Annotated in this window: 16 protein-coding genes and 1 pseudogene; 7 read left to right on the forward strand and 10 right to left on the reverse strand. The window is 62.4% G+C overall.

What is annotated here, in order from left to right:
* Positions 1-68 precede the first annotated feature (68 nt).
* From LPW29_RS03620 to LPW29_RS03640, 5 genes are all read right to left on the reverse strand, one after another.
* The gene (locus LPW29_RS03620) at positions 69-1,421 is read right to left on the reverse strand and encodes a vWA domain-containing protein (protein ID WP_238626915.1); all 1,353 of its coding nucleotides are present in this window, start codon (positions 1,419-1,421) and stop codon (positions 69-71) included.
* On the reverse strand, positions 1,418-2,518 hold the full coding sequence (locus LPW29_RS03625; protein ID WP_238626916.1) for an ATPase: 1,101 nt from the start codon (positions 2,516-2,518) through the stop codon (positions 1,418-1,420). Before LPW29_RS03625 ends, LPW29_RS03620 begins: the two co-directional genes overlap by 4 nt.
* A complete protein-coding gene (locus tag LPW29_RS03630; protein ID WP_238626917.1) occupies positions 2,518-3,510 on the reverse strand; it encodes a hypothetical protein in 993 nt (330 codons plus the stop codon). The genes LPW29_RS03625 and LPW29_RS03630 overlap by 1 nt, the downstream gene beginning before the upstream one ends.
* A gap of 75 nt (positions 3,511-3,585) precedes the next feature.
* A complete protein-coding gene (locus tag LPW29_RS03635; RefSeq protein WP_238626918.1) occupies positions 3,586-4,725 on the reverse strand; it encodes a DUF5610 domain-containing protein in 1,140 nt (379 codons plus the stop codon).
* A gap of 122 nt (positions 4,726-4,847) precedes the next feature.
* Positions 4,848-5,267 (reverse strand): hypothetical protein, encoded by a 420-nt coding sequence (locus LPW29_RS03640; RefSeq protein ID WP_143050442.1) that lies wholly within the window; start codon positions 5,265-5,267, stop codon positions 4,848-4,850.
* A gap of 106 nt (positions 5,268-5,373) precedes the next feature.
* Between LPW29_RS03640 and LPW29_RS03645 the strand changes: the two genes are divergently transcribed.
* Positions 5,374-6,315 (forward strand): sodium-dependent bicarbonate transport family permease, encoded by a 942-nt coding sequence (locus LPW29_RS03645; protein ID WP_238626919.1) that lies wholly within the window; start codon positions 5,374-5,376, stop codon positions 6,313-6,315.
* A gap of 40 nt (positions 6,316-6,355) precedes the next feature.
* Here LPW29_RS03645 and trpB read toward each other — a convergent pair whose 3' ends face one another.
* Positions 6,356-7,585 carry a tryptophan synthase subunit beta gene (gene trpB, locus LPW29_RS03650; protein WP_238626920.1) on the reverse strand — a complete coding sequence of 410 codons (1,230 nt, stop codon included), beginning with the start codon at positions 7,583-7,585 and terminating at the stop codon, positions 6,356-6,358.
* 162 nt (positions 7,586-7,747) lie between these two features.
* Between trpB and zapE the strand changes: the two genes are divergently transcribed.
* Entirely contained in the window at positions 7,748-8,836 is a 1,089-nt protein-coding gene (gene zapE / locus LPW29_RS03655) for a cell division protein ZapE (protein ID WP_370642777.1), read from the forward strand.
* Positions 8,837-8,872: 36 nt separating this feature from the next.
* On the opposite strand, the gene tilS is transcribed toward zapE, so the two are convergent.
* From tilS to rnhB, 4 genes are all read right to left on the reverse strand, one after another.
* Positions 8,873-10,159, reverse strand: coding sequence for a tRNA lysidine(34) synthetase TilS (tilS, locus tag LPW29_RS03660; RefSeq protein WP_238626922.1), 1,287 nt, complete (start codon positions 10,157-10,159; stop codon positions 8,873-8,875).
* Between the two features lie 6 nt (positions 10,160-10,165).
* Positions 10,166-11,122 carry an acetyl-CoA carboxylase carboxyl transferase subunit alpha gene (gene accA, locus LPW29_RS03665; protein WP_238626923.1) on the reverse strand — a complete coding sequence of 319 codons (957 nt, stop codon included), beginning with the start codon at positions 11,120-11,122 and terminating at the stop codon, positions 10,166-10,168.
* Between the two features lie 87 nt (positions 11,123-11,209).
* Entirely contained in the window at positions 11,210-14,737 is a 3,528-nt protein-coding gene (gene dnaE / locus LPW29_RS03670) for a DNA polymerase III subunit alpha (RefSeq protein ID WP_238626924.1), read from the reverse strand.
* 116 nt (positions 14,738-14,853) lie between these two features.
* Entirely contained in the window at positions 14,854-15,456 is a 603-nt protein-coding gene (gene rnhB, locus LPW29_RS03675) for a ribonuclease HII (protein WP_238626925.1), read from the reverse strand.
* A 185-nt stretch (positions 15,457-15,641) separates the two neighbouring features.
* Between rnhB and LPW29_RS03680 the strand changes: the two are divergent.
* The 5 genes and pseudogenes from LPW29_RS03680 to LPW29_RS03700 all read left to right on the forward strand — a co-directional run.
* A pseudogene (locus LPW29_RS03680) lies at positions 15,642-16,631 on the forward strand (Gfo/Idh/MocA family oxidoreductase); the annotation flags it as partial.
* 28 nt (positions 16,632-16,659) lie between these two features.
* Positions 16,660-17,754, forward strand: a complete 1,095-nt coding sequence (locus LPW29_RS03685; protein ID WP_238626926.1) for a DegT/DnrJ/EryC1/StrS family aminotransferase — start codon at positions 16,660-16,662, stop codon at positions 17,752-17,754.
* Positions 17,747-18,919, forward strand: coding sequence for a lipid-A-disaccharide synthase (lpxB, locus tag LPW29_RS03690; protein ID WP_255705495.1), 1,173 nt, complete (start codon positions 17,747-17,749; stop codon positions 18,917-18,919). The genes LPW29_RS03685 and lpxB overlap by 8 nt, the downstream gene beginning before the upstream one ends.
* A gap of 51 nt (positions 18,920-18,970) precedes the next feature.
* The gene (locus LPW29_RS03695; RefSeq protein ID WP_238626927.1) at positions 18,971-20,842 is read left to right on the forward strand and encodes a Na/Pi cotransporter family protein; all 1,872 of its coding nucleotides are present in this window, start codon (positions 18,971-18,973) and stop codon (positions 20,840-20,842) included.
* Positions 20,817-21,116, forward strand: a complete 300-nt coding sequence (locus tag LPW29_RS03700) for a hypothetical protein (RefSeq protein WP_238626928.1) — start codon at positions 20,817-20,819, stop codon at positions 21,114-21,116. The genes LPW29_RS03695 and LPW29_RS03700 overlap by 26 nt, the downstream gene beginning before the upstream one ends.
* Positions 21,117-21,289: the final 173 nt, after the last annotated feature.

The raw sequence follows: 21,289 nt of genomic DNA on the forward strand, positions 1-21,289 counted from the left end.
ACAGGGGAGAGGGGCTCGTAACGTATCTTTCATCATCGGGGGTGCCTCACCGATGTGATGCATGAGAGTTAGTCCACCAGCACCAGCTTGCGGCCAAACGGTGCTGGCGTGGACTCATGCTCGGGTGGGACAACCCAAAGCACAGGCCAGTCCGGGCGGTAATGGGCCGGTCCCTGAAGGTCGGTAAGCACCACCCCTATGTCCGGTTGTTGCCGATCCGCCTCCTTGAGCAGGGGCGTGAAGTCGGTGCCTGCGCCCCCCTCGAAGACCAGATCCCGCAACGAAGACACCCCGGGCTCGAAGCGCTGCACCGAGCGCACGGCCAGATCCCCGATCACCAGGATCAGATTGGCGTCGGTGCGGCGCGTGATGGCCTCGATCTCGGTGGCAAAGCGCCCCAGCAAGCCCTCGTCGATGGACCCCGAGACATCCACCACCAGCACCAGCCGGGGGACGGCACGGGAGCCCACCATGCCCGGCTCCCAGGGCATGCGACGCCCGCCCGCCGTGCGCCCCTGATTGGCCAGGTAGGAGCGCGACGGGCGGGACCAGGACAGCTCGGGATGCCGGGTCAGACCACGGGTCAACTGGGTACGCAGCACCTGCTCCCAGGGCACCCGCACCCTGGGCAGATCCGCGAGCAGGGAGCGCAGCATGGAGAAGGCACCGTCACCCGCATGGGCCCGGCTGATGAGCTCGGCCCATTCCCGACTCTGCTCCGCCGCCGCCTCGGGTCGGCTCACATCCTCATCACTGGGAAGCAGATCCCGGGACTCTGCTCCATCCAGACGTCGCGCCCGTTCGGCCCGGGGGCCATCCTGCCTCGGACCGGGCTTGTCTTGAGCCCCGTCGCGGGTATCCTCACTACCCTCCCCCTCCGATCCCCCCTGATCGCCGCCCTCGCCGCGCCCGGACTCCCGCCCCTTGCGGCGATCGTCCACCTGGCGATAGAGCCGCTCGACGTCCCATTCCAGCAGGGCCTGTTCTGGCCCGTAGCGCATGTCGAGGGTCTCCTGCAGCAGGCGCTCCAAGGTGACCGCATCCTTGGGCAGTTCCAGCCAGTCCAGATGACTCAGGCTGGTATTGACGATGGCGTCGGCGCAAATATTGTACAGTTGGGCGTCCACAGCCCCCACCAGGCGTCTGAGTTCCTCCCGGCGCTGGGCATGGCGCAGGGCCACGTGCAGCACCTGGTGTGCCACCAGGCCCACCTGGCGCGGCAGGGGCAGATCCCCGAAGCCGGGCCCGTAATAGATGGTCTGACCATCATTGGCCGCCCTGACCGACTCCGGGAGTTCGTCCACGTCCTGGTGTTGCATCCACAGGGCCAGCCCCCCCGTGGACGGAGCGTACTCCACCATGGTCTGCACCGCTCGGGTCCCCCGGTGGCCAGCATGAACCGGGTCGTCGTAGCCCTTCATGCCCCTTGTTCCCGCTGGGCCATGTAGCGCTCATAGGCCGGGCTGGCCAGGATGGTGTTCTCCAGCCCGCGGGCCAGGCCCTTTTGCAGCAGCAGTTCCATGGTGAGGGTCTGGGCCTCGCGAATGGGCAAGGCCACATCGGCCCGGATATCCGGATACTGCTCGATGATCTCCAGGGCGCGGTTCATGGCTGTGGCATCCTCCACGGCGGCCAGCAGGCCATAGATCATGCCGTACAGGCCATCCAGGGAGCGCGGCAGCAGTTCCGCAGTGTCCGGCCCCGCATCCGCTGCCAGCAGCCGGGTGACGTCCACCCCCGACTGGATCTCCCGCAACACCCCGAAGAACTCTGCGGCATTGGCGGACCCGATGCGCCCCTGGACGAACAGACGCTTGGCCGTGTCGGAGATATCCGAGTGCAGCACGTTGGAGATATCCTCCCAGCCCCGCGGGCTTGAGCCGATCAGATAATCATTGGCGAGCTGGGTCTGGGTGTCATCCAGCTTGTCGGCCCGCACCTTCAGGTAGGCCATCACCTCCGGGGCAAAGCCACGCTCCAGGGCGTGTTCCAGGAAGGCGTCGATGGCTGTCTGCACGTTGAAGTGGAACATGCGATCGGCCAGGGCGGTGCCCATGTCGTGACTCACTGCCCCGTGAAAGCGGGCATTTCCTGCTGCCACCACCTGCCAGCCATCAGGCAAACGGTAGTGCCCCACGCGACGATCCAGGATGAGGGAATAGGCGGAGATCTGCAGGCGCTGATCGGCGGCGGTGAGTTCATCCAGGAACAGGATGCCCTCGGGCTGATCCGGCCCGGGCAGGAATTCCGGGGGAAACCAGACCGTACGGGATTGTTCCTCGTCGGCATAGATGGCCCCGCGGATGTCCACCGGCTCAATGGTGGTCAGGCGCAGGTCCACCAGGGGAACCCTGTAGTGCTCGGCCACCTGAGCAATGATGGAGGATTTTCCCACCCCGCGGGTACCCCAGAGCATGGAGGCGCGAAGCCGCAGCACCGGATCCGCGTATTGCTCGATCAGTGCCTGCTTGGCGGCGGCGATGGACACCGCCGGGATGTTCATGGGATTGCCCTGCATCAGTCGGGGACTCCTTCAGTGGATGGACCCTGTTCCCAGGCGGTGGCCATCAGTGGCTTGGGCAGCGGCGGGATCTCCATCACCGGCACCTCGCGGGACCAGCTCAGGAAGATGGCCAGCAGCATCACGGGTGGCACGCCGGTGGTCCACAGGGGCACCTGACCATCCTGCCCGAAATCGCCCCAGTACAGGATGGGGATGGCGGACAGAATGGCCAGCATCCCCTGTATGGCCAGGCTGCGCTGAAAGACCACCCGCCAGCGCTGCCACTTGAAGCGTTCATGAAAGTGCGCGGGGGATTGGGACAGGGTCTGTTCCAGGTGTGCCACCGTGGCCAGGAAGCGCTCCTCGGCCTCGCGCGAACGCTCCGGCTCCCGTCGGGACAGCTTCACGGTGGCCTTCCAGCCGCCGGGCATGAGTTGCAGGGGTCGCCAGGCCCAGCCCTGCACCGCCAGCAGGTCACCGGGCAGATGAATATCACCTTGGGGATGCCAGTCCAGGGTCAGCTTGGCCGGCAGACCCGGGACGGTGCGGGCATCAAACTGCAGGCGTCGCCCGCATACGCAGGCCTCACCCAGGGTAAAGCGCCGCCTCCAGCCCGGCTCGGCATTGGGTGCAGGGCGACGATACTCCAGGGCGTAACTGAGGGCCGCCAGCGTACCGGCCTGGTGCCGAAAGTGGTCAACTAGCGGCACACGGGCGCACTGGGCGTACACCGAGGCCGCGTCTTCACCGATGACCTCCAGCGTGGCGCTCAGGCCCGACGCATCGGTCAGTGTGCGCCGCAGACAGAAGCGGCCACGGGCCGGGTTTTCCAGTTGCAGGTGTTCGGTGAGCGAGAGGCTCGAAGGATCTTCGGGGTGGTCATGGGTGCGGGGCTCGAACACCACGCACCGGTTCTGGCGATCGGTGGCCGCCAGATCCACCCGCCAATCGTCGCGGGCGAAGGGGCCAACCAGGGTGAGGATTTCGTGATGGGTCAGCGGGGTCACCGGGCCTCCAGTGGTGGTTACCTGGAATTATGACCGTGAAGTGACCCGAATATTCCCCGCCGTGTGTACCCGATGCTACTGCCGCACTGTATCCAGCAACCGCGCCATGTTCTCCTGGAATCGCTGTTGTTGCTCGGTGTCGGCTTCCTTGAAGCGGGTATCCTGCTCCACCAGTGTCTTCATGATCAGCCCGCCATCGTCCATGGGATTGGCCAGGAACTGCAGCGACGGCTGGTTGAAACGCTCCTGCATGGCCTCCATCAGCTGCCCCAGACGTCGCCCCGGCATGGAGCGTTCCGGGGATTCCATCTGCTGGGTCTGCTCATAGCTCTGGGCCATACGGTAGGTCTCGGTGCGGGTCATGTTCAGATCCATGGACTGCAACTGGCTGGTGTCGAAGCGAAGATCCGGCAGCATCTCGAAGGCCTGTTGCACATCGCCATTGAAGAACTGATCCGCCAACTGCCCCACATCACGCACCAGGTCCTCCACGGCCCGGAGTTCATCCGGGTTCAGGTCGCCCTGGATCGAGAAGCTGTAGCCGCTTTGCTCGGTTCGGCTGACATCCAGCCACCCCCGTGAATCCCCGCCCTCCATTCGGGCCTCGGCCTGGACACGGGTGTCCTGGGCACTCTGGAACTGGATGCTCACCTGGGCGCCCGATTGCGTGGTGATGTTGAGTTCCAGGCTCTCGGCGCGCTGATAGCGTTCCATCATGGACAGGCGGGTCATGCCAGCCAGATCACGATCCTGGGGGTCGAGCGCGAGGTTCTTCAGAGCCGCGAAGGTCAGCGCCTCGGTCTCATCCACGTCCGCCTTGATCTTTCCATCGAGCAGATTGAGACCACCCAGGATCTCACGGGCCTCCTTGAAGCCCTGCTCGACACCGCGTGTGGCCTGCTCCTTCAGCGTTTGCAGTTGCTCTTCACTGGCGCCTCGAGCTCGGGCATTGGCCAGCCCCATCTCCACAAAGCCAGCGATGCGCTCGGCCACCTTTTCGGGAGTGAAGTCATTGGCATCCAGACGCTTCATGCCTCCCAGGCTTTGCCCGGGGATCTGCTTGGCCAGGTTCTGCAGAATCTTGTTCTGCAATGCATTCAGGCTACGAGCGGAGCCATTGTCACTCGAAGCGATGCCTTGTCCCGCACCCTTGGCACCAGGACGGAAATCGGGGGTCTTGAGTGAGACCGGGAAGACACTGTGATCGATAGCCACGGCGACACACTCCTGCACTGGGGGGTATGGACGTGGTATCGGCAGCCGGGAGGGATTCTTTAGGGTGATCTGCGCCCTTAGCCGCGCACCAGGTCACCGGCCCGCGACATTGACTGAACAGATCAGCGCAGGACGCGGGCGCGCTCCCGCTGGCACGTCCTCGCAAAGTCATCAAATTGCTCACAGCGGGTGTGTACGAATACATGCTGATCCGCGTGATAATCACAGCGCGTCTCAAAATTGCAGGTATTTGAAAAGTCATCCCAGTGCTGGCATTCCTCGACACACTCCTGCCCACCGACCCGGTGGATGCGTCGTTCAAATAGGCAGGCGTTATCAAAGTCGTCCCAGAACTGGCATTCCGTGATCACGATGGGACGCACACTGGATGGGGGGGGACCACACCAGACACGCACATCACCGCGCTGCCAGGACTCCCCCTCTTGAAGAATGACGGTCTGGGCCTGAGATGAGGCCACCACCCCAAAACTCAACGCTGCCGCAAGCAGCGGAATGATCGTGATGCGCAAGGAAGGTTTCATGGCCAGAGAGTGCCACCCGGTCGGGAAGGACTCAAGCCCCAGCACTGGCATCTAGCGGCCATTGGCCTCAAAATTCGCATCCCCTGAAGCTATCGCACCAACAACCATGCCAGATATTGTCGTCATGTTTTTCCTGCTTGGCCTGGTGGCCGGCTTGCTGAAATCCGATCTGACCATTCCCAAGGCCGCCTTCGACACCCTCAGCTTGCTGCTGATGCTGACGATCGGCCTCAAGGGAGGGATGGCGCTGCATGGCAATATCAGCCTCTCGGTCATTCAGGATCTGCTCGCCGTGGCCGCGCTGGGAGCGCTGATCCCGCTGATGCTGATGCCCTTGTTGATGCGTGTCATCTGCCTGTCGGCGGCCGACAGCGCCAGCATGGCTGCCCATTATGGTTCCGTGAGCGCAGGCACTTTCGCCGTCGCCCTGGCCTTCGCAGAGGGGCTGAAGCTGCCTGTTAGCGCCGAAGTCACCCTCTATCTGGTGATGATGGAATTGCCAGCCATCATGGTGGCCATCTTCCTTTATCGCCGCTACGGCGGTGCCAGCACGAGCGTCGGCATGCCCGGGCTGTGGCATGAAACCCTGACAAACCGGGGTGTCATTCTTCTGGTGGGCGGAGTCATCATCGGCCTGCTCTACGGACCCCAGGAAGGGGCGGCAGTCACCGACCTGCTCACCAACTCCTTTAAGGTAGTACTGGCTCTGTTCCTTCTGGAGATGGGCCTGACGGCAGCCGAGACCCTACGTCCTGTGCCCTGGCATCATTGGAGACTGCTGTGCTTTGCCGTCTGTGCCCCATTCTTGCTGGCGGGCGTGGGCCTGACCACGGGGCTGCTGCTAGGTCTGCCTGCAGGCTCTCTGCTCATCCTCACTGCGCTGACCGCCAGCGCCTCCTATATTGCCGCGCCAGCGGCCATTCGCGCCACCATCCCCAAGGCCAATATCGGTCTGGCCATGCTGGCCGCCCTGGGACTCACCTTCCCGGTGAATGTCCTCGTGGGCATCCCCCTGTATTACCAGTGGGTGCAGTGGGTGGGCAGGTGAGCGTTTTCATGGCACCCCCACAGAGGGGATCAGGAAGAGCTCAAAGCCCCAGCCTTTCAGCCACGAAGTCCGCGTCCTTGTCGCCGCGACCGGACAGGTTGATCAGGATGCGCGTGCCCGGCTTGGCCGCGCGTGCCGCCTGCATGGCCCAGGCCAGTGCATGAGAGGATTCCAGTGCGGGGATGATGCCCTCAAAACGGGAAAGATCCATGAAGGCCTTCAGACAGGCCTCGTCATCCATCGCATGGTACTCGGCGCGACCGATATCCTTCAGATAGCTGTGCTGAGGGCCCACGGAAGGGTAATCCAGGCCAGAGGCGATGGAATATACCGGCTGGGGCTGGCCTTCATCATCTTGCAGCATGTAGGAGTGGAAACCGTGCATGGTGCCGGGCTTGCCATAGGTCAATGTGGCGGCATGCTCGCCCAGACCCAGACCACGACCTGAGGGCTCCACACCCACCATCTTCACTTCCAGGTCGTGCAGGAAGGCCGTAAACAGACCCAAGGCGTTGGAGCCGCCCCCCACACAGGCCACCACGTAATCAGGCAGTTCGCCCTTCATGGCAAGAAACTGCTCGCGTGCCTCGCGCCCCACCACGGACTGGAAGTCACGCACCATCATGGGGAAGGGATGGGGGCCAACCACGGAGCCGATGGCATAGAAGAAGTTGTCCGGATCCTTCATGTATTCCTCAAAGGCGCTGTCCACGGCATCCTTCAGGGTGCGTGTCCCTCGATCCACGCTGATCAGGGTGGCCCCAAGAATCTTCATCTTGACCACGTTGGGGTGTTCCTTTTCGATATCGATCTCCCCCATATGGATCTCGCAGGGCAACCCCACCAGAGCACAGGCCGTCGCCATGGCCACCCCATGTTGGCCCGCTCCAGTCTCGGCGATCACCTTGGTCTTGCCCATGTGCTTGGCCAACAGGGCCTCCCCAAGCGCGTGGTTGATCTTGTGAGCCCCTGTGTGGTTCAGGTCCTCCCGCTTGAGGTAGATCTCGGCGTTGCCGCCGCAGTGCTCACTGAGCCTTCGGGCCAGGTAGATGGGGCTGGGACGACCCACATAGTAGGTATACAACTCTGCCAACTCATCCTGGTAAGCCCGGGTCTCACGGATGGCGAGATAGGCCTCGGCGATGGAATCCATGATGGACTTCAACTGAGGGGGCACGGCCTGCCCCCCATAGGGCCCGAAATGCCCATCGCGGTCAGGCATGGGCTGGTCAAGCAGGGCGTGAAGATCAGTTTCCGGGGCTTTATTCATGGATCACAGCTCTCTTTCACCAGATGACGAAACGGATAACCGCAATGCTAAACCCCGGCCCGGCCTCTGACCAGTCCTTTCCCATGGGATTCGCGGGGTTGGGTCTGTTGGTGGCTATGCTATGCTGCGGTGCCGAAGTCTTATCCCGATACTGCCATGCCCATGCCCCGTCACGGTCGACTGCAACCCGGACACGCAGCCGGACTCCAACTGGACCTCGGCCAGGAACGGGCCCTGGCGCATCTGCAACGCATCTCAAATGAGCTGGCGGCCACGCCCCGACCCAGGCAGCCCGGCCCACTGGCCCGCCTGCTGAGACGCCGGGAGGTACCGCAACCCGTACCCGGCCTTTACCTTTGGGGGGATGTGGGTCGCGGCAAAACCTACCTGGTGGATCGCTTCTTCGATGAACTGCCCTTCGAGGACAAGACCCGACTGCATTTTCACCGCTTCATGCAGAAGGTGCATGCCGAGCTTCGCGAGCTCAAGGACCAGAGCGATCCCCTTGCCATCGTCGCCCGCCGCATGGCCCATGCCCGCCTGCTGTGTCTGGACGAGTTTTTCGTCTCCGACATCACCGATGCGGTCTTGCTGCACCGCCTGCTGGCAGGCCTGATGGAAAATGGGGTCTGTCTGGTAACCACATCCAATCTGCCACCGGATGAACTCTACAAGGACGGCCTGCAACGGGATCTGTTCCTGCCCGCCATCCGACTGATCCATGAGCACCTGGAGGTGTTTCATCTGGATGGGGATGTGGATTATCGGCTGCGCAATCTTCAACAGGCACGCATCTATCACACGCCTTCAGATGAGGCGGCACGTGAACAACTCGTGAACACCTTCGATACCCTGGCACCCGACGCGCCACACGATTGCCGCCACATCCAGGTGGAGGATCGCAAGATCCCGGTTCAACGGTGCGCGGATGGCGTGGTCTGGTTTCGCTTTGCCGATCTGTGCGAGGGTCCGCGCAGCCAGATGGACTATGTGGAGATTGCCCGGGAATTCCATTCGGTGCTCGTCGCCGATGTGCCGGTCATGGATCACAGCATGGACAACGCCGCCCGGCGTTTTCTAGCACTGGTGGACGAATTCTACGACCGCAGGGTGAACCTGATCATTGCCGCCGAGGATCGACCGGAAGCACTGTATCAGGGGCAGCGGTTGCGCTTCGAATATCAGCGCTGTGTGAGCCGGTTGCTGGAGATGCAGTCTGAGGACTATCTGGCACAACCCCACCGACCTTGAGGGCAGCCTTCGCATCCCGTTATTCACTCAGATGCTTCACCACCTGCCCGCTCCAAGCGGGAGATCACAACACCACAAGCCCCAGACCACGGCAAGACGATCACCGGCATGAATCAAGGGGATGCGGTCCCGCTCCCAGGGAGGGATGCCTGCCTCCTGAAACAGCTTCTTGAGGATTCGGGTCTGCCCGCGCAGACGGCAGGTCTCGCCCCCACGGCGCAGGCGCACCGTCAGCGGAGGCTCCAGGAGGGCAGGCTCCAGCCCATGGAAACGCAGCATCTCCTGCGCCGACAGGGTGATCCCCAGTTCCGGCAAGGCCAGATCCCGAATGCCGTCCCATGACCAGACACTCGCCGGGTCCACGGGCGTCAAAGGCGCCATGGCATGAAGGCTGTCCCGATATCCCCTCACCTCGGCCCCAGGCCAGGTCACGAGCAATCCGCTGTCAGGGCCCACATCCCGGATCTGCTGCAACAGGGCTTCCAGCCGGTTCTGATTGGGCGCGGGCAGCCCCTTCTCCCGCCACCATTCCCGCAAGGCGTTGCGTTGTCGGGGACGGCGCAGGGCACGGATCGCCAGAATTGACAGTGTGCCTGCCGTCTCGCCTCTCAGGGTCTGCAGGTCCTCCCGCGCACGCTCCGCCAGCAGTTCCTGGGCCTCTGCCTGCAGGCCCGCAGCTCGAGCCAACGTGGCATCCAGGGACGGCCAACGCTGGCGCAGTTGGGGCATCACCTCATGACGCAGTAGATTGCGGTCCAGTCCCAGGTCGCCATTACTGTCATCTTCCACCCAGACCAGCCCATTTTCGCGGGCGTGGGCCTCGAGCGTGGAGCGATCCATATCCAGCAGCGGCCGCCCATGCCAGCCCGACCCGTGGGGCTGCCAGCGGGGCATGGCCGAAAGTCCGGCCGGGCCGGCACCACGCAGCAGCTGGAGAATCAGGGTTTCTGCCTGGTCACGGCGGTGATGGGCGGTGAGCAGGGCGTCACCGGGAGCCATCTGGTCGGCCAGTGCCTGATAACGTGCGTGGCGAGCCGCGGCCTCAGGACTTTGACCTCGATGCGGCCGGGCATCCACCCTCACCACATCCAGGGGCACCTCCAGGGCATCGCAAAGCGCCTGGCAGTGTTGGGCCCAGGCATCGGCACGGGCATGAAGCCCGTGGTGCACATGCACCGCGCACAAACCGGGGGAACCCACCCGAGCCCCCAGCTGTGCCAGCCCGTGCAACAGGACCACGGAATCCAGCCCCCCGCTCAACCCCACCAACCATCGTCGTGCCGGCGGAAAACGTTCCACGGCCTGGGCAAGGGCCCCGAGCATGGGGAGTTACTCCTTGAACTGCCCGTACTTCATGATGCGTTGGTAACGACGCTCCACCAGTTCATCCACATCCATGCACTGCAGTTCGTCCAGCGTCTCCTGAAGAGTCGCCTTCAGTGCCTGTGACATGGCTTCTGGATCCCGATGCGCCCCACCCAGCGGTTCGTCAATCACCTGATCGATCAGGCCCAATTCCTTGAGCCGAGTGGAAATGATGCCCATGGCCTCCGCAGCTTCGGAAGCCTTTTCGGCGCTCTTCCAGAGGATGGAGGCACACCCCTCGGGCGAGATCACCGAGTAGGTGCTGTATTGCAGCATTTGAACCTTGTCACCCACTCCCACGGCCAAAGCGCCCCCGGAACCCCCCTCGCCCACCACAGTACAGACGATGGGGGTGCGCAATTCAGACATCTCCATGAGATTGCGGGCAATGGCTTCGCTCTGACCCCGTTCCTCGGCACCCACGCCGGGATAGGCGCCTGGGGTATCGATGAAGGTGATGACCGGCAGAGAGAATCGCTCCGCCATCCGCATCAGGCGCAGAGCCTTGCGATAGCCTTCCGGGCGCGGCATACCAAAGTTGCGGACGATCTTCTCCTTGGTATCGCGGCCCTTCTGATGGCCGATCACCATGACGGGTCGCTCTCCCAGGCGCCCGATCCCCCCGACAATGGCGGGATCATCGGCAAAGGCGCGATCCCCATGAAGTTCCTCGAATTCCGTGAGCATGTGCTTCACGTAATCCAGGGTGTAAGGCCTTCGTGGATGGCGGGCCAACTGGGCGATCTGCCAGGCCGTGAGCTTGGAGAAGATCGACTCGGTGAGGCTCTTGCACTTGCTCTCCAGACGGGCGATCTCGTCCTGGATGTTCACTTCCGCATCATCACCCACGAACCGGAGCTCTTCGATCTTGGCTTCCAGTTCGGCGATAGGCTGCTCAAATTCAAGGAAATCCGGGTTCATTCGATGACTTGTCGGTTGGTGTGGGAAAGGGGCATTGTACACGCGGGAAACTGGATCGTCTCAAGTGCTGTCTTCTGCCTCGAGACCTCAGCGGTAAACGATCCGCACCGCCTCCTCCCCCAGCAACTCCCGCAGGTGATGGATGAGTTCCTCATTCGGGCGCACCTGCCAGCGAGCCCCCAGACGAAAACGGGCGCTGGCCTGGTCGTTAGAGTAGCTCAGGAATATGGGACACGGCCCCTCACAAAAGGGCACCAGGTGCGCATGCAACCCCTCCAGCAGCCCCGGGCTGGCATGACCGTTGACGGCCAGCTCCACCCGTTTGGCAAATTGTTCGCGGGCCTGATCCAGGTCCATGATCTGACGGCAGCGCATGCGCACGTTCCCGCTGAACTCATCAATGCCGGCACTGCCCTCCACCACCAGCAGACGATCCTTGACCAACAGGCTCTGGTAGCGTCGGTAGTCGTCCCCGAACAACCCGACTTCCACCCGGCCGCTGCGATCGTCCAGGGTGAGGAAGGCCATGCGTCCGGAGTTGCCGTTACGGGTCCGGATGGCCACCACCAGGCCGGCAACGATCACGGTCTGCTCCCGCTGCCGGCCCCGACCGTAACTACCCCCTTCCGCGTTGCCGCCCCCGTTGCTGGGGGCACTATCGGCCAGATCGCTGAGCAGATCGGCGATGCGCTTGCCCGTAATCTGTGCCAGTTCAGCCTCATAGCGGATGATGGGATGCCCGGTGAGATACAACCCCAGAGTTTCCTTCTCCGCCAGAAGACGGCTTTCCTCGTCCCATTCCGGCCACTGTTCGGTCGGGGCCACTTCCGGAGCCGGTGTGACCAGGTCCCCGAACAGATCCTCCTGCCCCATGCTCTGATTCCGCAGGTGTTGTTCAGCGCGAGACAGGGCCTGGGGCAGCGTGTGCATCAATGTGGCCCGATTGGGACCAATGGAATCCAGGGCGCCAGCGCGGATCAGGGCCTCCAGGGTGCGTCGGTTGATCTTCTGAGAATCGGCACGCATGCACAGGTCATCCAGACTGGCGAACGGGCCGCCCTGGCTGCGGCTGTCCAGGATCACCTGGATGGCGGATTCGCCCACCCCCTTGATGGCGCCTAACCCATAAACGATGGTGCGCGCATCGCGCACGGTGAATTCATAGCTGGAAGCATTCACATCTGGAGGGATCACCTCCAGGTTCATGGAGCGACACTCGTCGATCAGGTTCACGATCTTGTCGGTGTGATCCAGATCGGCGGAGAGCACCGCCGCCATGAAGGCCGCCGGATAATGACATTTGAGCCAGGCGGTCTGGTAGGAGAGCAACGCATAGGCGGCCGAGTGGGACTTGTTGAACCCGTAGCCGGCGAACTTCTCCATCAGGTCAAAGATGTAGGTGGCGGTCTCCGCCTGCACCCCCTTTTCCACCGCGCCCTTCTGGAAAATCTCGCGCTGCTTGGCCATCTCCTCGGGCTTCTTCTTGCCCATGGCGCGCCGCAGCAGGTCCGCACCGCCCAGGCTGTAGCCAGCCAGCACCTGGGCGATCTGCATCACCTGTTCCTGGTAGAGGATCACCCCATGGGTGGGCTTGAGGATGGGCTCCAGGGCCGGATGGGGATACTCCACCTTAGCCCGACCGTGCTTCCGGTTGATGTAGTCATCCACCATGCCCGATTGCAGCGGGCCAGGACGATAGAGGGCCACCAGGGCGATGATGTCCTCAAAATCATCAGGTTCCAGGCGCTTGATGAGATCCTTCATGCCCCGCGATTCCAGCTGGAAGACCGCCGTGGTCTCCTGGCGCTTGAGCAGGCTGAAGGTGGCCGGATCCTCCAGGGGTACATCGTTGATGTCCAGCAGGGCCTCACCCGCCTCCTGCCGTCGGGCATTAATGTTGTGCACCGCCCAGTCAATGATGGTCAGGGTGCGCAGGCCCAGGAAGTCGAACTTCACCAGGCCGATGGCCTCCACATCGTCCTTATCGAAGTGGGTGACCACTCCCTGCCCCCCCGGCTCGCAGAACAGCGGCGAGAAGTCCGTGAGCGTGGTGGGGGCAATGACAACCCCACCGGCGTGCTTGCCGGCATTACGTGCCACGCCTTCCAGCTTCAGCGCCAGGTCGATGAGGTCGCGCACCTCCTCATCGTCCTGATAGCTCTGGCGCAGGTCCTCTTCCTGCTCCAGGGCCTTGTCCAGGGTCATGCCGATTTCCATGGGGATCTGCTTGGCAATGCGATCGACAAAGCCATAAGGGTGCCCCAGCACCCGACCCACGTCGCGCACCACGGCCTTGGCGGCCATGGTGCCGTAGGTGATGATCTGCGAAACCTTGTCTCGACCGTAGCGCCGCGCCACATAGTCGATGACGCTGTCCCGTTTCTCCATGCAGAAATCCACATCGAAGTCGGGCATGGACACCCGCTCGGGATTCAGGAATCGCTCAAACAAAAGCTCATAACGAATGGGGTCAAGGTCAGTAATTTTCAGTGCGTAGGCCACCAGTGAGCCTGCACCGGAGCCACGACCCGGCCCTACCGGCACACCATTGTCTTTAGCCCACTGAATGAAATCCGCCACGATCAGGAAATAACCGGGGAACCCCATCTGGCAGATCACGTCCAGTTCCACTTCCAGACGGTCCTTGTAGGCCTGAATACGAGCCTCCCGATCCGGGTCATCCTCAGCCACCAAACGCACCAGCCGCTGGTCCAGCCCCTTGCGGGATTCACTGCGGAAGTATTCATCGGTGGTCATCCCCTCGGGGATGGGGAACTGGGGCAGATAGTTCTCGCCCAGTGTCAGTGTGAGGTTACAGCGCCGGGCAATCTCCACCGTATTTTCAAGGGCTTCTGGAATATCGCTGAAGAGCTCTGACATCTCTTCTGGGGTGCGTAGATACTGCTGTCGACTGTACAGGCGTGGTCGTCGTGGATCATCCAGCACCCGCCCTTCATGGATGCAGACCCGGGCCTCGTGGGCGTCGAAATCCTCAGCCTTGAGGAAACGCACATCGTTGGTGGCCACCACTGGCAGGCCTCGGGCTGCGGCCAGTTCCACCGCGGCGTGCAGATAGTCCTCCTCGCCTTCCCGCCCGGTACGCACCAGTTCCAGGTAGAAACGCCCCGGAAACAAGCCCGCCCAATGGTCGCACAGTGGCTGAGCCGTCTCCGGCTGGCTGGACAGCAGGGCGCGGCCCACTTCCCCCTCGCGCGCCCCGGACAAGGCAATCAGTCCACAACAGGTCTCCTGCGTGAACCAGTCCCGCTCCAGGATCGGGGCACCGCTTTGCTGACCTTCCTGATAGCCCCGGCTGATCAGGCGGGTCAGGTTGCCGTAGCCTGCATTGTCCTGGCAGAGCAGGACAATGCGTGTTGGCGCTTCTCCAGGTTGCGGTGCAGTGACCCAGGCATCGGCGCCGATGAGAGGTTTGACTCCGGCCTTGAGGGCGGCCTTGTAGAACTTGACCATGCCGAAAAGATTGTTTTGGTCCGTGACCGCACAGGCTGGCATGCCATGGGCTCGCGCGGCGTCCACCAGTGCACCGACGCGCACCAGGCCGTCCACCAGAGAAAATTCGGAATGCAGATGGAGATGAACAAAACTGGGTGTCATGGGTGCCGCGGAGCTGGTGAATCGAGCTGAACAGGCCAGGAGTATAAGGCCAGAGGGGGGCCTGTGATCCACCCTTGAGACCGACGGCATGCACGACCAGGAGCCGCCCCCATGGGTTATCGCAAACGGGCAGCCTCCCGGACGGGCGCGAAACTGCGGCGATGACAGGGGCTGGGGCCCAGCCTGACCAATGCCTCGCGGTGGGCCCGTGTGGGGTAACCCTTATGGGCAGCCATTCCGTAACCGGGATAGATCTGGTCCAGGTCAGCCATCAGCGCATCCCGATGGACCTTGGCGATGATGGAGGCGGCACTGATGCAGGGAACCCGGCCATCTCCCTTCACCACGGGATAGGCGACACAGGTCAGTTCGGGACAACGGTTGCCATCCACCAGGGCGATGGACGGCGGCCGGCCCAGGGTGGCCACGGCCCGGCGCATGGCCTCGAAGGTGGCATGCAGGATATTCATCTCGTCGATCTCCCCCGGCGTGCACAGGGCCACGGACCAGGCCAACGATTGCTCCCGAATCAGGGCCGCCAGGGCCTCGCGGCGCGCCGGACTCAGGGCCTTGGAGTCCATCAGCCCGGCAATGGGGCGGGCCGGATCCAGGATCACGGCAGCGGCCACCACGGGGCCTGCCAGGGGGCCGCGCCCCACTTCATCCACTCCTGCCACATCCGCTTGCGCCAAGAGTTCCACAAGTTCTGCTTCCGTCACACAATGCCCTCACGATCCATTAAAATAAAGAAGCTCAATACCACTTAAGCAGGTCAGCCGAGGCAAAGCCAGCCCCGCGGGCATCAGCGGCAGGGATGCATGACCAAAGAGGCCCGCCGTTCCATGACGGTGTATCCTGGCACCCCAAGACTGGCCATTTCATACGCCCCATTCCTGGAAAACCCATGACTCCAACCCGATGCGCCGTCATCGGCGTCGGCTATCTCGGCAAGTTTCATGCCCAGAAGTACGCCGCCTTCTCCCACGCTGACCTGATCGCGGTGGCCGACACTGACGCCGAGGCCGCCGCCCGGGTGGGCGCGGATTGTGACTGTCGCGCGGTGACCGATTACCGGGAGTTGCTCGGTGAAGTGGATGCGGTGAGCATTGCCGTGCCCACCACCCTGCACTATCAGGTGGCACGTGACTTCCTGGAGCGGGGCACCCATGTTCTGGTGGAGAAACCCATCACCAGCACCGTGGCCGAGGCCGCGGAGCTGAACCGCGTCGCCCGCGAGCACGATGCCATCCTGCAGGTAGGGCATCTGGAGCGTTTCAACGCGGCCCTGCTGGATCTGGCTGAGCAGCGCTGCGCCCCCCCTCTTCATCGAGTCCCACCGGCTGGCCCCCTTCAAGCCACGGGCCACCGACGTGAACGTGGTACTGGACCTGATGATCCACGATATCGACATCATCCTGGACATGGTGCGCTCGCCGGTGAAAGCCGTAGCGGCCAGCGGTGCCAAGGTGCTGTCCGAGGCACTGGACATTGCCAACGCCCGCATCGAGTTCGAAAATGGCTGCGTGGCCAACGTGACCTCCAGCCGGGTGAGCCTCAAGAGCGAGCGCAAGATGCGCATCTTCCAGAAGAACGCTTACGTCTCCGTGGATTTCCAGAATCGCGGACTGTCCATCCACCGCCTGGGCGAGCGGGAAATGTTCCCCGGCATCCCGGAAGTCACCACCGAAACCAGCATCTTTGAAGAGGGGGATGCCCTGAAGACCGAGATCGCTGCCTTCCTGGAAGCCATCACGAACGGCGGCCCGGTGATTGTCTCCGGTGAGGACGGGCAACGTGCCCTGGAGACCGCCATTCGCATCACCGAACAGGTGCGCCAAGGTGCCCATGTGCTGGGCGAGGACTGCTGACCTCCCACCCGGACGCCAACCCAACCCCCTATTCGCTTGCAGAAGGACCCCACCATGATCCCCATGGTCGACCTCAAGACCCAATACCACCAGCTCAAGACTGACATCGACGCCGCCGTGCAAGGCGTGCTTGACACGACCCACTTCATCCTTGGCCCGAACGTGCAGGCCCTGGAGCAGGAACTGGCTGACTACCTGGGTGTGGAGCACGCCATCACCTGTGCCTCGGGCACCGACGCTCTGCATCTGGCCCTCAGGGCCGCCGGCATCGGCCACGGTGATGAGGTGATCACCAGTGCCTTTACCTTCATTGCCACCGCCGAGGCCATACGCTACGTGGGGGCCACGCCGGTCTTCGTGGATATCGATCCTCACAGCTTCAATATCGATGTGGCCCAGGTGCGTGACGCCATCAATGACCGGACACGGGCCATCATGCCAGTGCACCTGTTTGGCCAGCCCGCCGATCTGGATACCCTGAAACAGATCTGCCAGCAAAACGACCTGATGCTGCTGGAAGACTGTGCCCAATCCTTTGGTGCCCGGGTGGGGGGGCAGCAGACCGGCGGAGTGGGAGATTTCGGCTGCTTCAGTTTCTTTCCCAGCAAGAATCTGGGGTGTTATGGCGACGGCGGCCTGGTGACAACACGGGACGAGGCCCACGCTGCACTATTGCGCAATCTACGCAACCATGGCAGCGATGTGCGTTACCACCATGACCGCATTGGCTACAACAGCCGCCTGGACGAGATTCAGGCCGCCATTTTGCGCGTCAAGCTTCCCCATATCGATGACTACAACTTCAGCCGCCGTCGGGTGGCCCATCGCTATAACGAACTACTGGCCGGCACCGGCGTGACCACGCCCTTTGAAGATGGTGTGGGTACTCACGTCTTCCACCAATACACGATCCTCAGCGAGAAGCGTGATGCCATCATGAAGGCCCTGCAGGCCCAACAGATCGCCTGCGCCATCTACTACCCCATTCCCCTGCACCGTCAAAAGGCCTTCGCCGACACCACCGCCGGAGTCAATCTACCGGTGACCGATTCGATTGCGTCGCGCTGCCTGTCCCTGCCCATCTATCCGGAGTTGCCCGATGCATCCATCGAGCGCATCGCCCAGGTCATCCGGGGTGCCCTTGACTGACCCTACCGGCCAACCCCTGCACGTCATGGTCGTGGCCGGAGAAGCATCCGGTGACCAGCACGCAGCCGCCATGGTCCGCGCCCTGGAGGATCTGAACCCGGGCAACCGCTATACAGGCATGGGCTGCAATGCACTGCGCGAGGCCGGCGTGGAGCTGGTGGTGGACGCACGGCGGCTGGCGGTGGTGGGTCTGTGGGAGGTTATTGCCCAGTATCGGGAGATCCGTCGCGCCCTGAACATTCTCAAGGAGCGCCTGCGCAGCGATCCGCCGGATCTGCTGGTCCTGGTGGACTATGTGGAATTCAACCTGCGCCTGGCCCGGGCCGCGAAACAGCATGGCATCCGCGTGCTCTTTTATGTCAGCCCGCAAATCTGGGCCTGGCGCCCGCATCGAGTGAAACGCATCGGCCGCGTCATTGATGCCATGGCGGTCCTCTTCCCTTTCGAAGTGGAAGTCTACCAGCGCTACGGCATCCCCGTGCGTTACGTGGGCAATCCACTGGTGGACAGCGTCCGGCCTTCCGCCAGTCGCGAAGAAATCATGGCCTCCCTGGGCCTTGATCCCCTTCGACCGGTGATCGGTCTGTTGCCAGGCAGTCGCTCGGGCGAACTGCGTCGTCACCTGCCCATCATCATGGAGACCTGCCGCTGGCTGCGGGCACGCCACCCTGACATCCAGTTCGTGATGCCACTGGCGCCGGGGGTGGATATCGAGGGGGACATCACGCCTCAAATAGATACCTCCCTGGGCATCCATCAGCTTGTGGGGCAGGCTCACGACGTGATGTCGGTGAGTCGGGCCCTGATCATTGCCTCGGGCACGGCCACCCTGGAGGCCGCTTTGCTCAAGACGCCCATGGCCATCATCTACCGCGTCTCGCCCATCACCCATGCCATCCTCAAGCGCATGATCCTCATTCAGGATATCGGTCTGGCCAACATTGTGGCCGAGCGGCGCGTGGTCAGGGAATTCATACAGGATGAGGCCAGCGCGGAGCGCATTGGTGCCGAACTGGATCGCCTGATCAACGATGAGGCCTATTATCAGGATGTCGTGGACTCTCTGGGAGAGATCCGCGAGCGGCTTGGCGAGGGGGGAGGATCGGAAAAGGTCGCCCGCATGGCCCTCGAGTTGATACGTGAGGGAAGACTGGCAGGAGAATGACCTCATCCTTCCCCAAAGGCCCACTACCGTGAGGACAGCCACATCACGAAGATGAACATCAGCCTGCTGGACCCTCGCCGCTACTGGCTCCCGGTGGTGTTCATCATTCTGGGCTATGGCTTCTGGGTCAGTCCGCACTTCAAGGAGATCGCCGCTGGCGTGGCCCTGTTCCTGTTCGGGATGATCTCCCTTGAGAAGGGATTCAAGGTCTTCACAGGCGGGGCTCTGGAACGCGTATTGCGTCGTTCCACCAATCGGCTCTGGAAGAGCATCGTCTTTGGCATCGGCTCCACCACGCTGATGCAATCCAGCACACTGGTATCACTGATCAGCATTTCCTTTGTCAGCGCCGAGATGATCACCCTGGCTGCGGGGATCGGCATCATCATGGGGGCCAACCTGGGCACCACCACGGGGGCCTGGCTCATTGCCGGCCTGGGGCTTCGGGTGGATATCGCCGCTTATGCCATGCCCGCCCTGGTATTCGGTGTGGTCATGCTGCTGCAGCGATCCAAGCAGGTGAAAGGTCTGGGATACCTGGCCATGGGCGTAGGCTTTTTATTCCTGGGCATCCATTACATGAAAGAAGGCTTCGAGGCGTTCCAGCAGGCCTTTGAGTTCTCGGCCTACGAAGTGCCCGGCCTTGGGGGTGTGCTGCTGTTTACCGGGATCGGCATGGCCATCACGGTGGTCATGCAGTCCAGCCATGCCACCTTGCTTTTGATCATCGCGGCCCTCGCCGCCGGCCAGATCACCTATGATGCCGCTCTTGCCCTGGCCATTGGTGCCAATCTGGGCAGCGCCGTCACCACCGCCATGGGCGGCATGACCGCCAACCTGGGCGGCAAGCGCCTGGCGTTGGCCCATGTGGTTTTCAACATCATGACGGCCTTAGTAGCCATCACCCTGATTGAACAGATGGGCTGGGTGGTGGAACAGCTGAGCGAAGTGATGGGCATTGAGGATGACCTGCTGCTCAAGCTGGCCCTGTTTCATACGCTGTTCAATCTGCTTGGCGTGATTCTGCTGGCCCCTTTCATCAAGCAGCTTGAATGGTTTCTGCTGCGTTACGTCCAGTTCACGCCCAAGTCACGGGCTCAGCCCCTTTACCTGTACCCGGGCGCCCTGGAGACGCCCGCCAGTGCCCTTAATGCCCTGCGCAAGGAGGTGGGCCATTTGTATGACAATACCCATGATCTGATCGCCCATGGAGTGAGCCTGCGCCGATCGGTCATCGCTTCGGAAGACTCCCTGTCAGAGGCGGTGAAGAAAACCCACCGGATCATCTCGCTGGATCTGGATGATCTCTACGAACACAAGGTGAAAAGCCTGCACAATGAGATTATCGCCTTCTCCAGCGAGATCCAGGGGCGTGAGATGTCCAAGTATGCCATCCAACAGGTCGATGCCCTGCAACAGGCCAGCCGGGATATCGTCGAGGCGGTGAAGGCCACCAAGCATCTCCACAAGAACCTCTCCCGCTACGGCATGTCCTCCCATGCCACCGTGCGGGAGAGTTATGACAGCCTCCGCCTGCGCATCGCCCGTGTATTGCGGGAGATTCGGCAATTAAGGCTTCAGGATCCGGACACTGTCACAAGCCTGTCACTGGATGCGCTTAGGCTATCCGTGGAGAAATCCGGTCGCCGATTCACCTCGGATATCAACCGGATGGTCCGCAGCCGGCTGTTGTCTCCCGCTATCGCCACATCCATGCTAAACGATGAGAAGTACACCTCGGAGATCTGCGAAAATCTCCTGGAGGCGGCGCAAGCCCTGCTCCAGACTGGCAGCACGCTGGCCGAGCAGGCGGCAGAGGGGACACTGGCTCTGGACGAGAACGATATCGAGCGGATGGCCCGTGCTGAACCTGACTCAACCCAACCGGATCATACCCATGGCGACCAAAAAACTGCTCGCTAAGCTGAGCAGGTTTCTGGATACAGACCGAGCCTCGCAGCAAAAGGAGATTGAGTCCATCCGCAAGGTGCTCAAGAAGCTCAAGCACAAGGAGCGGGATCTGCGCGAGAAATTGCCCAAGACCCCCGAGGGCGAGGAACGTGACAACATCACCGCCAAACTGGAGGTCATCTATGCGCAGCGGCGCAAAGGTGTGGATCGGGTGAAGGAACTTCGTGGCGGTCACGAACCCGCTGAACCCGAGAATGACCCTGACAGCCGGATGCAGAACTCCTGAGTTCCCAGTGGCCCGTTGGCCAATCAACCAGTACGGGATGCTCTGGTACAGCCCAGGCACCCATTCGCAGCCTTCGCGTTGCCCTGTTACAGGGACAATCCGGTGGCACCTCAGGCAAAATGGGGGGAAATCCCCATTGAGGGAATCACGCTGACGATGAATACTGGAGTCCG

Origin of the sequence: Ectothiorhodospira sp. 9100 (assembly GCF_022227565.1) — a bacterium.
GTDB classification, from domain to species: Bacteria; Pseudomonadota; Gammaproteobacteria; order Ectothiorhodospirales; family Ectothiorhodospiraceae; genus Ectothiorhodospira; species Ectothiorhodospira marina.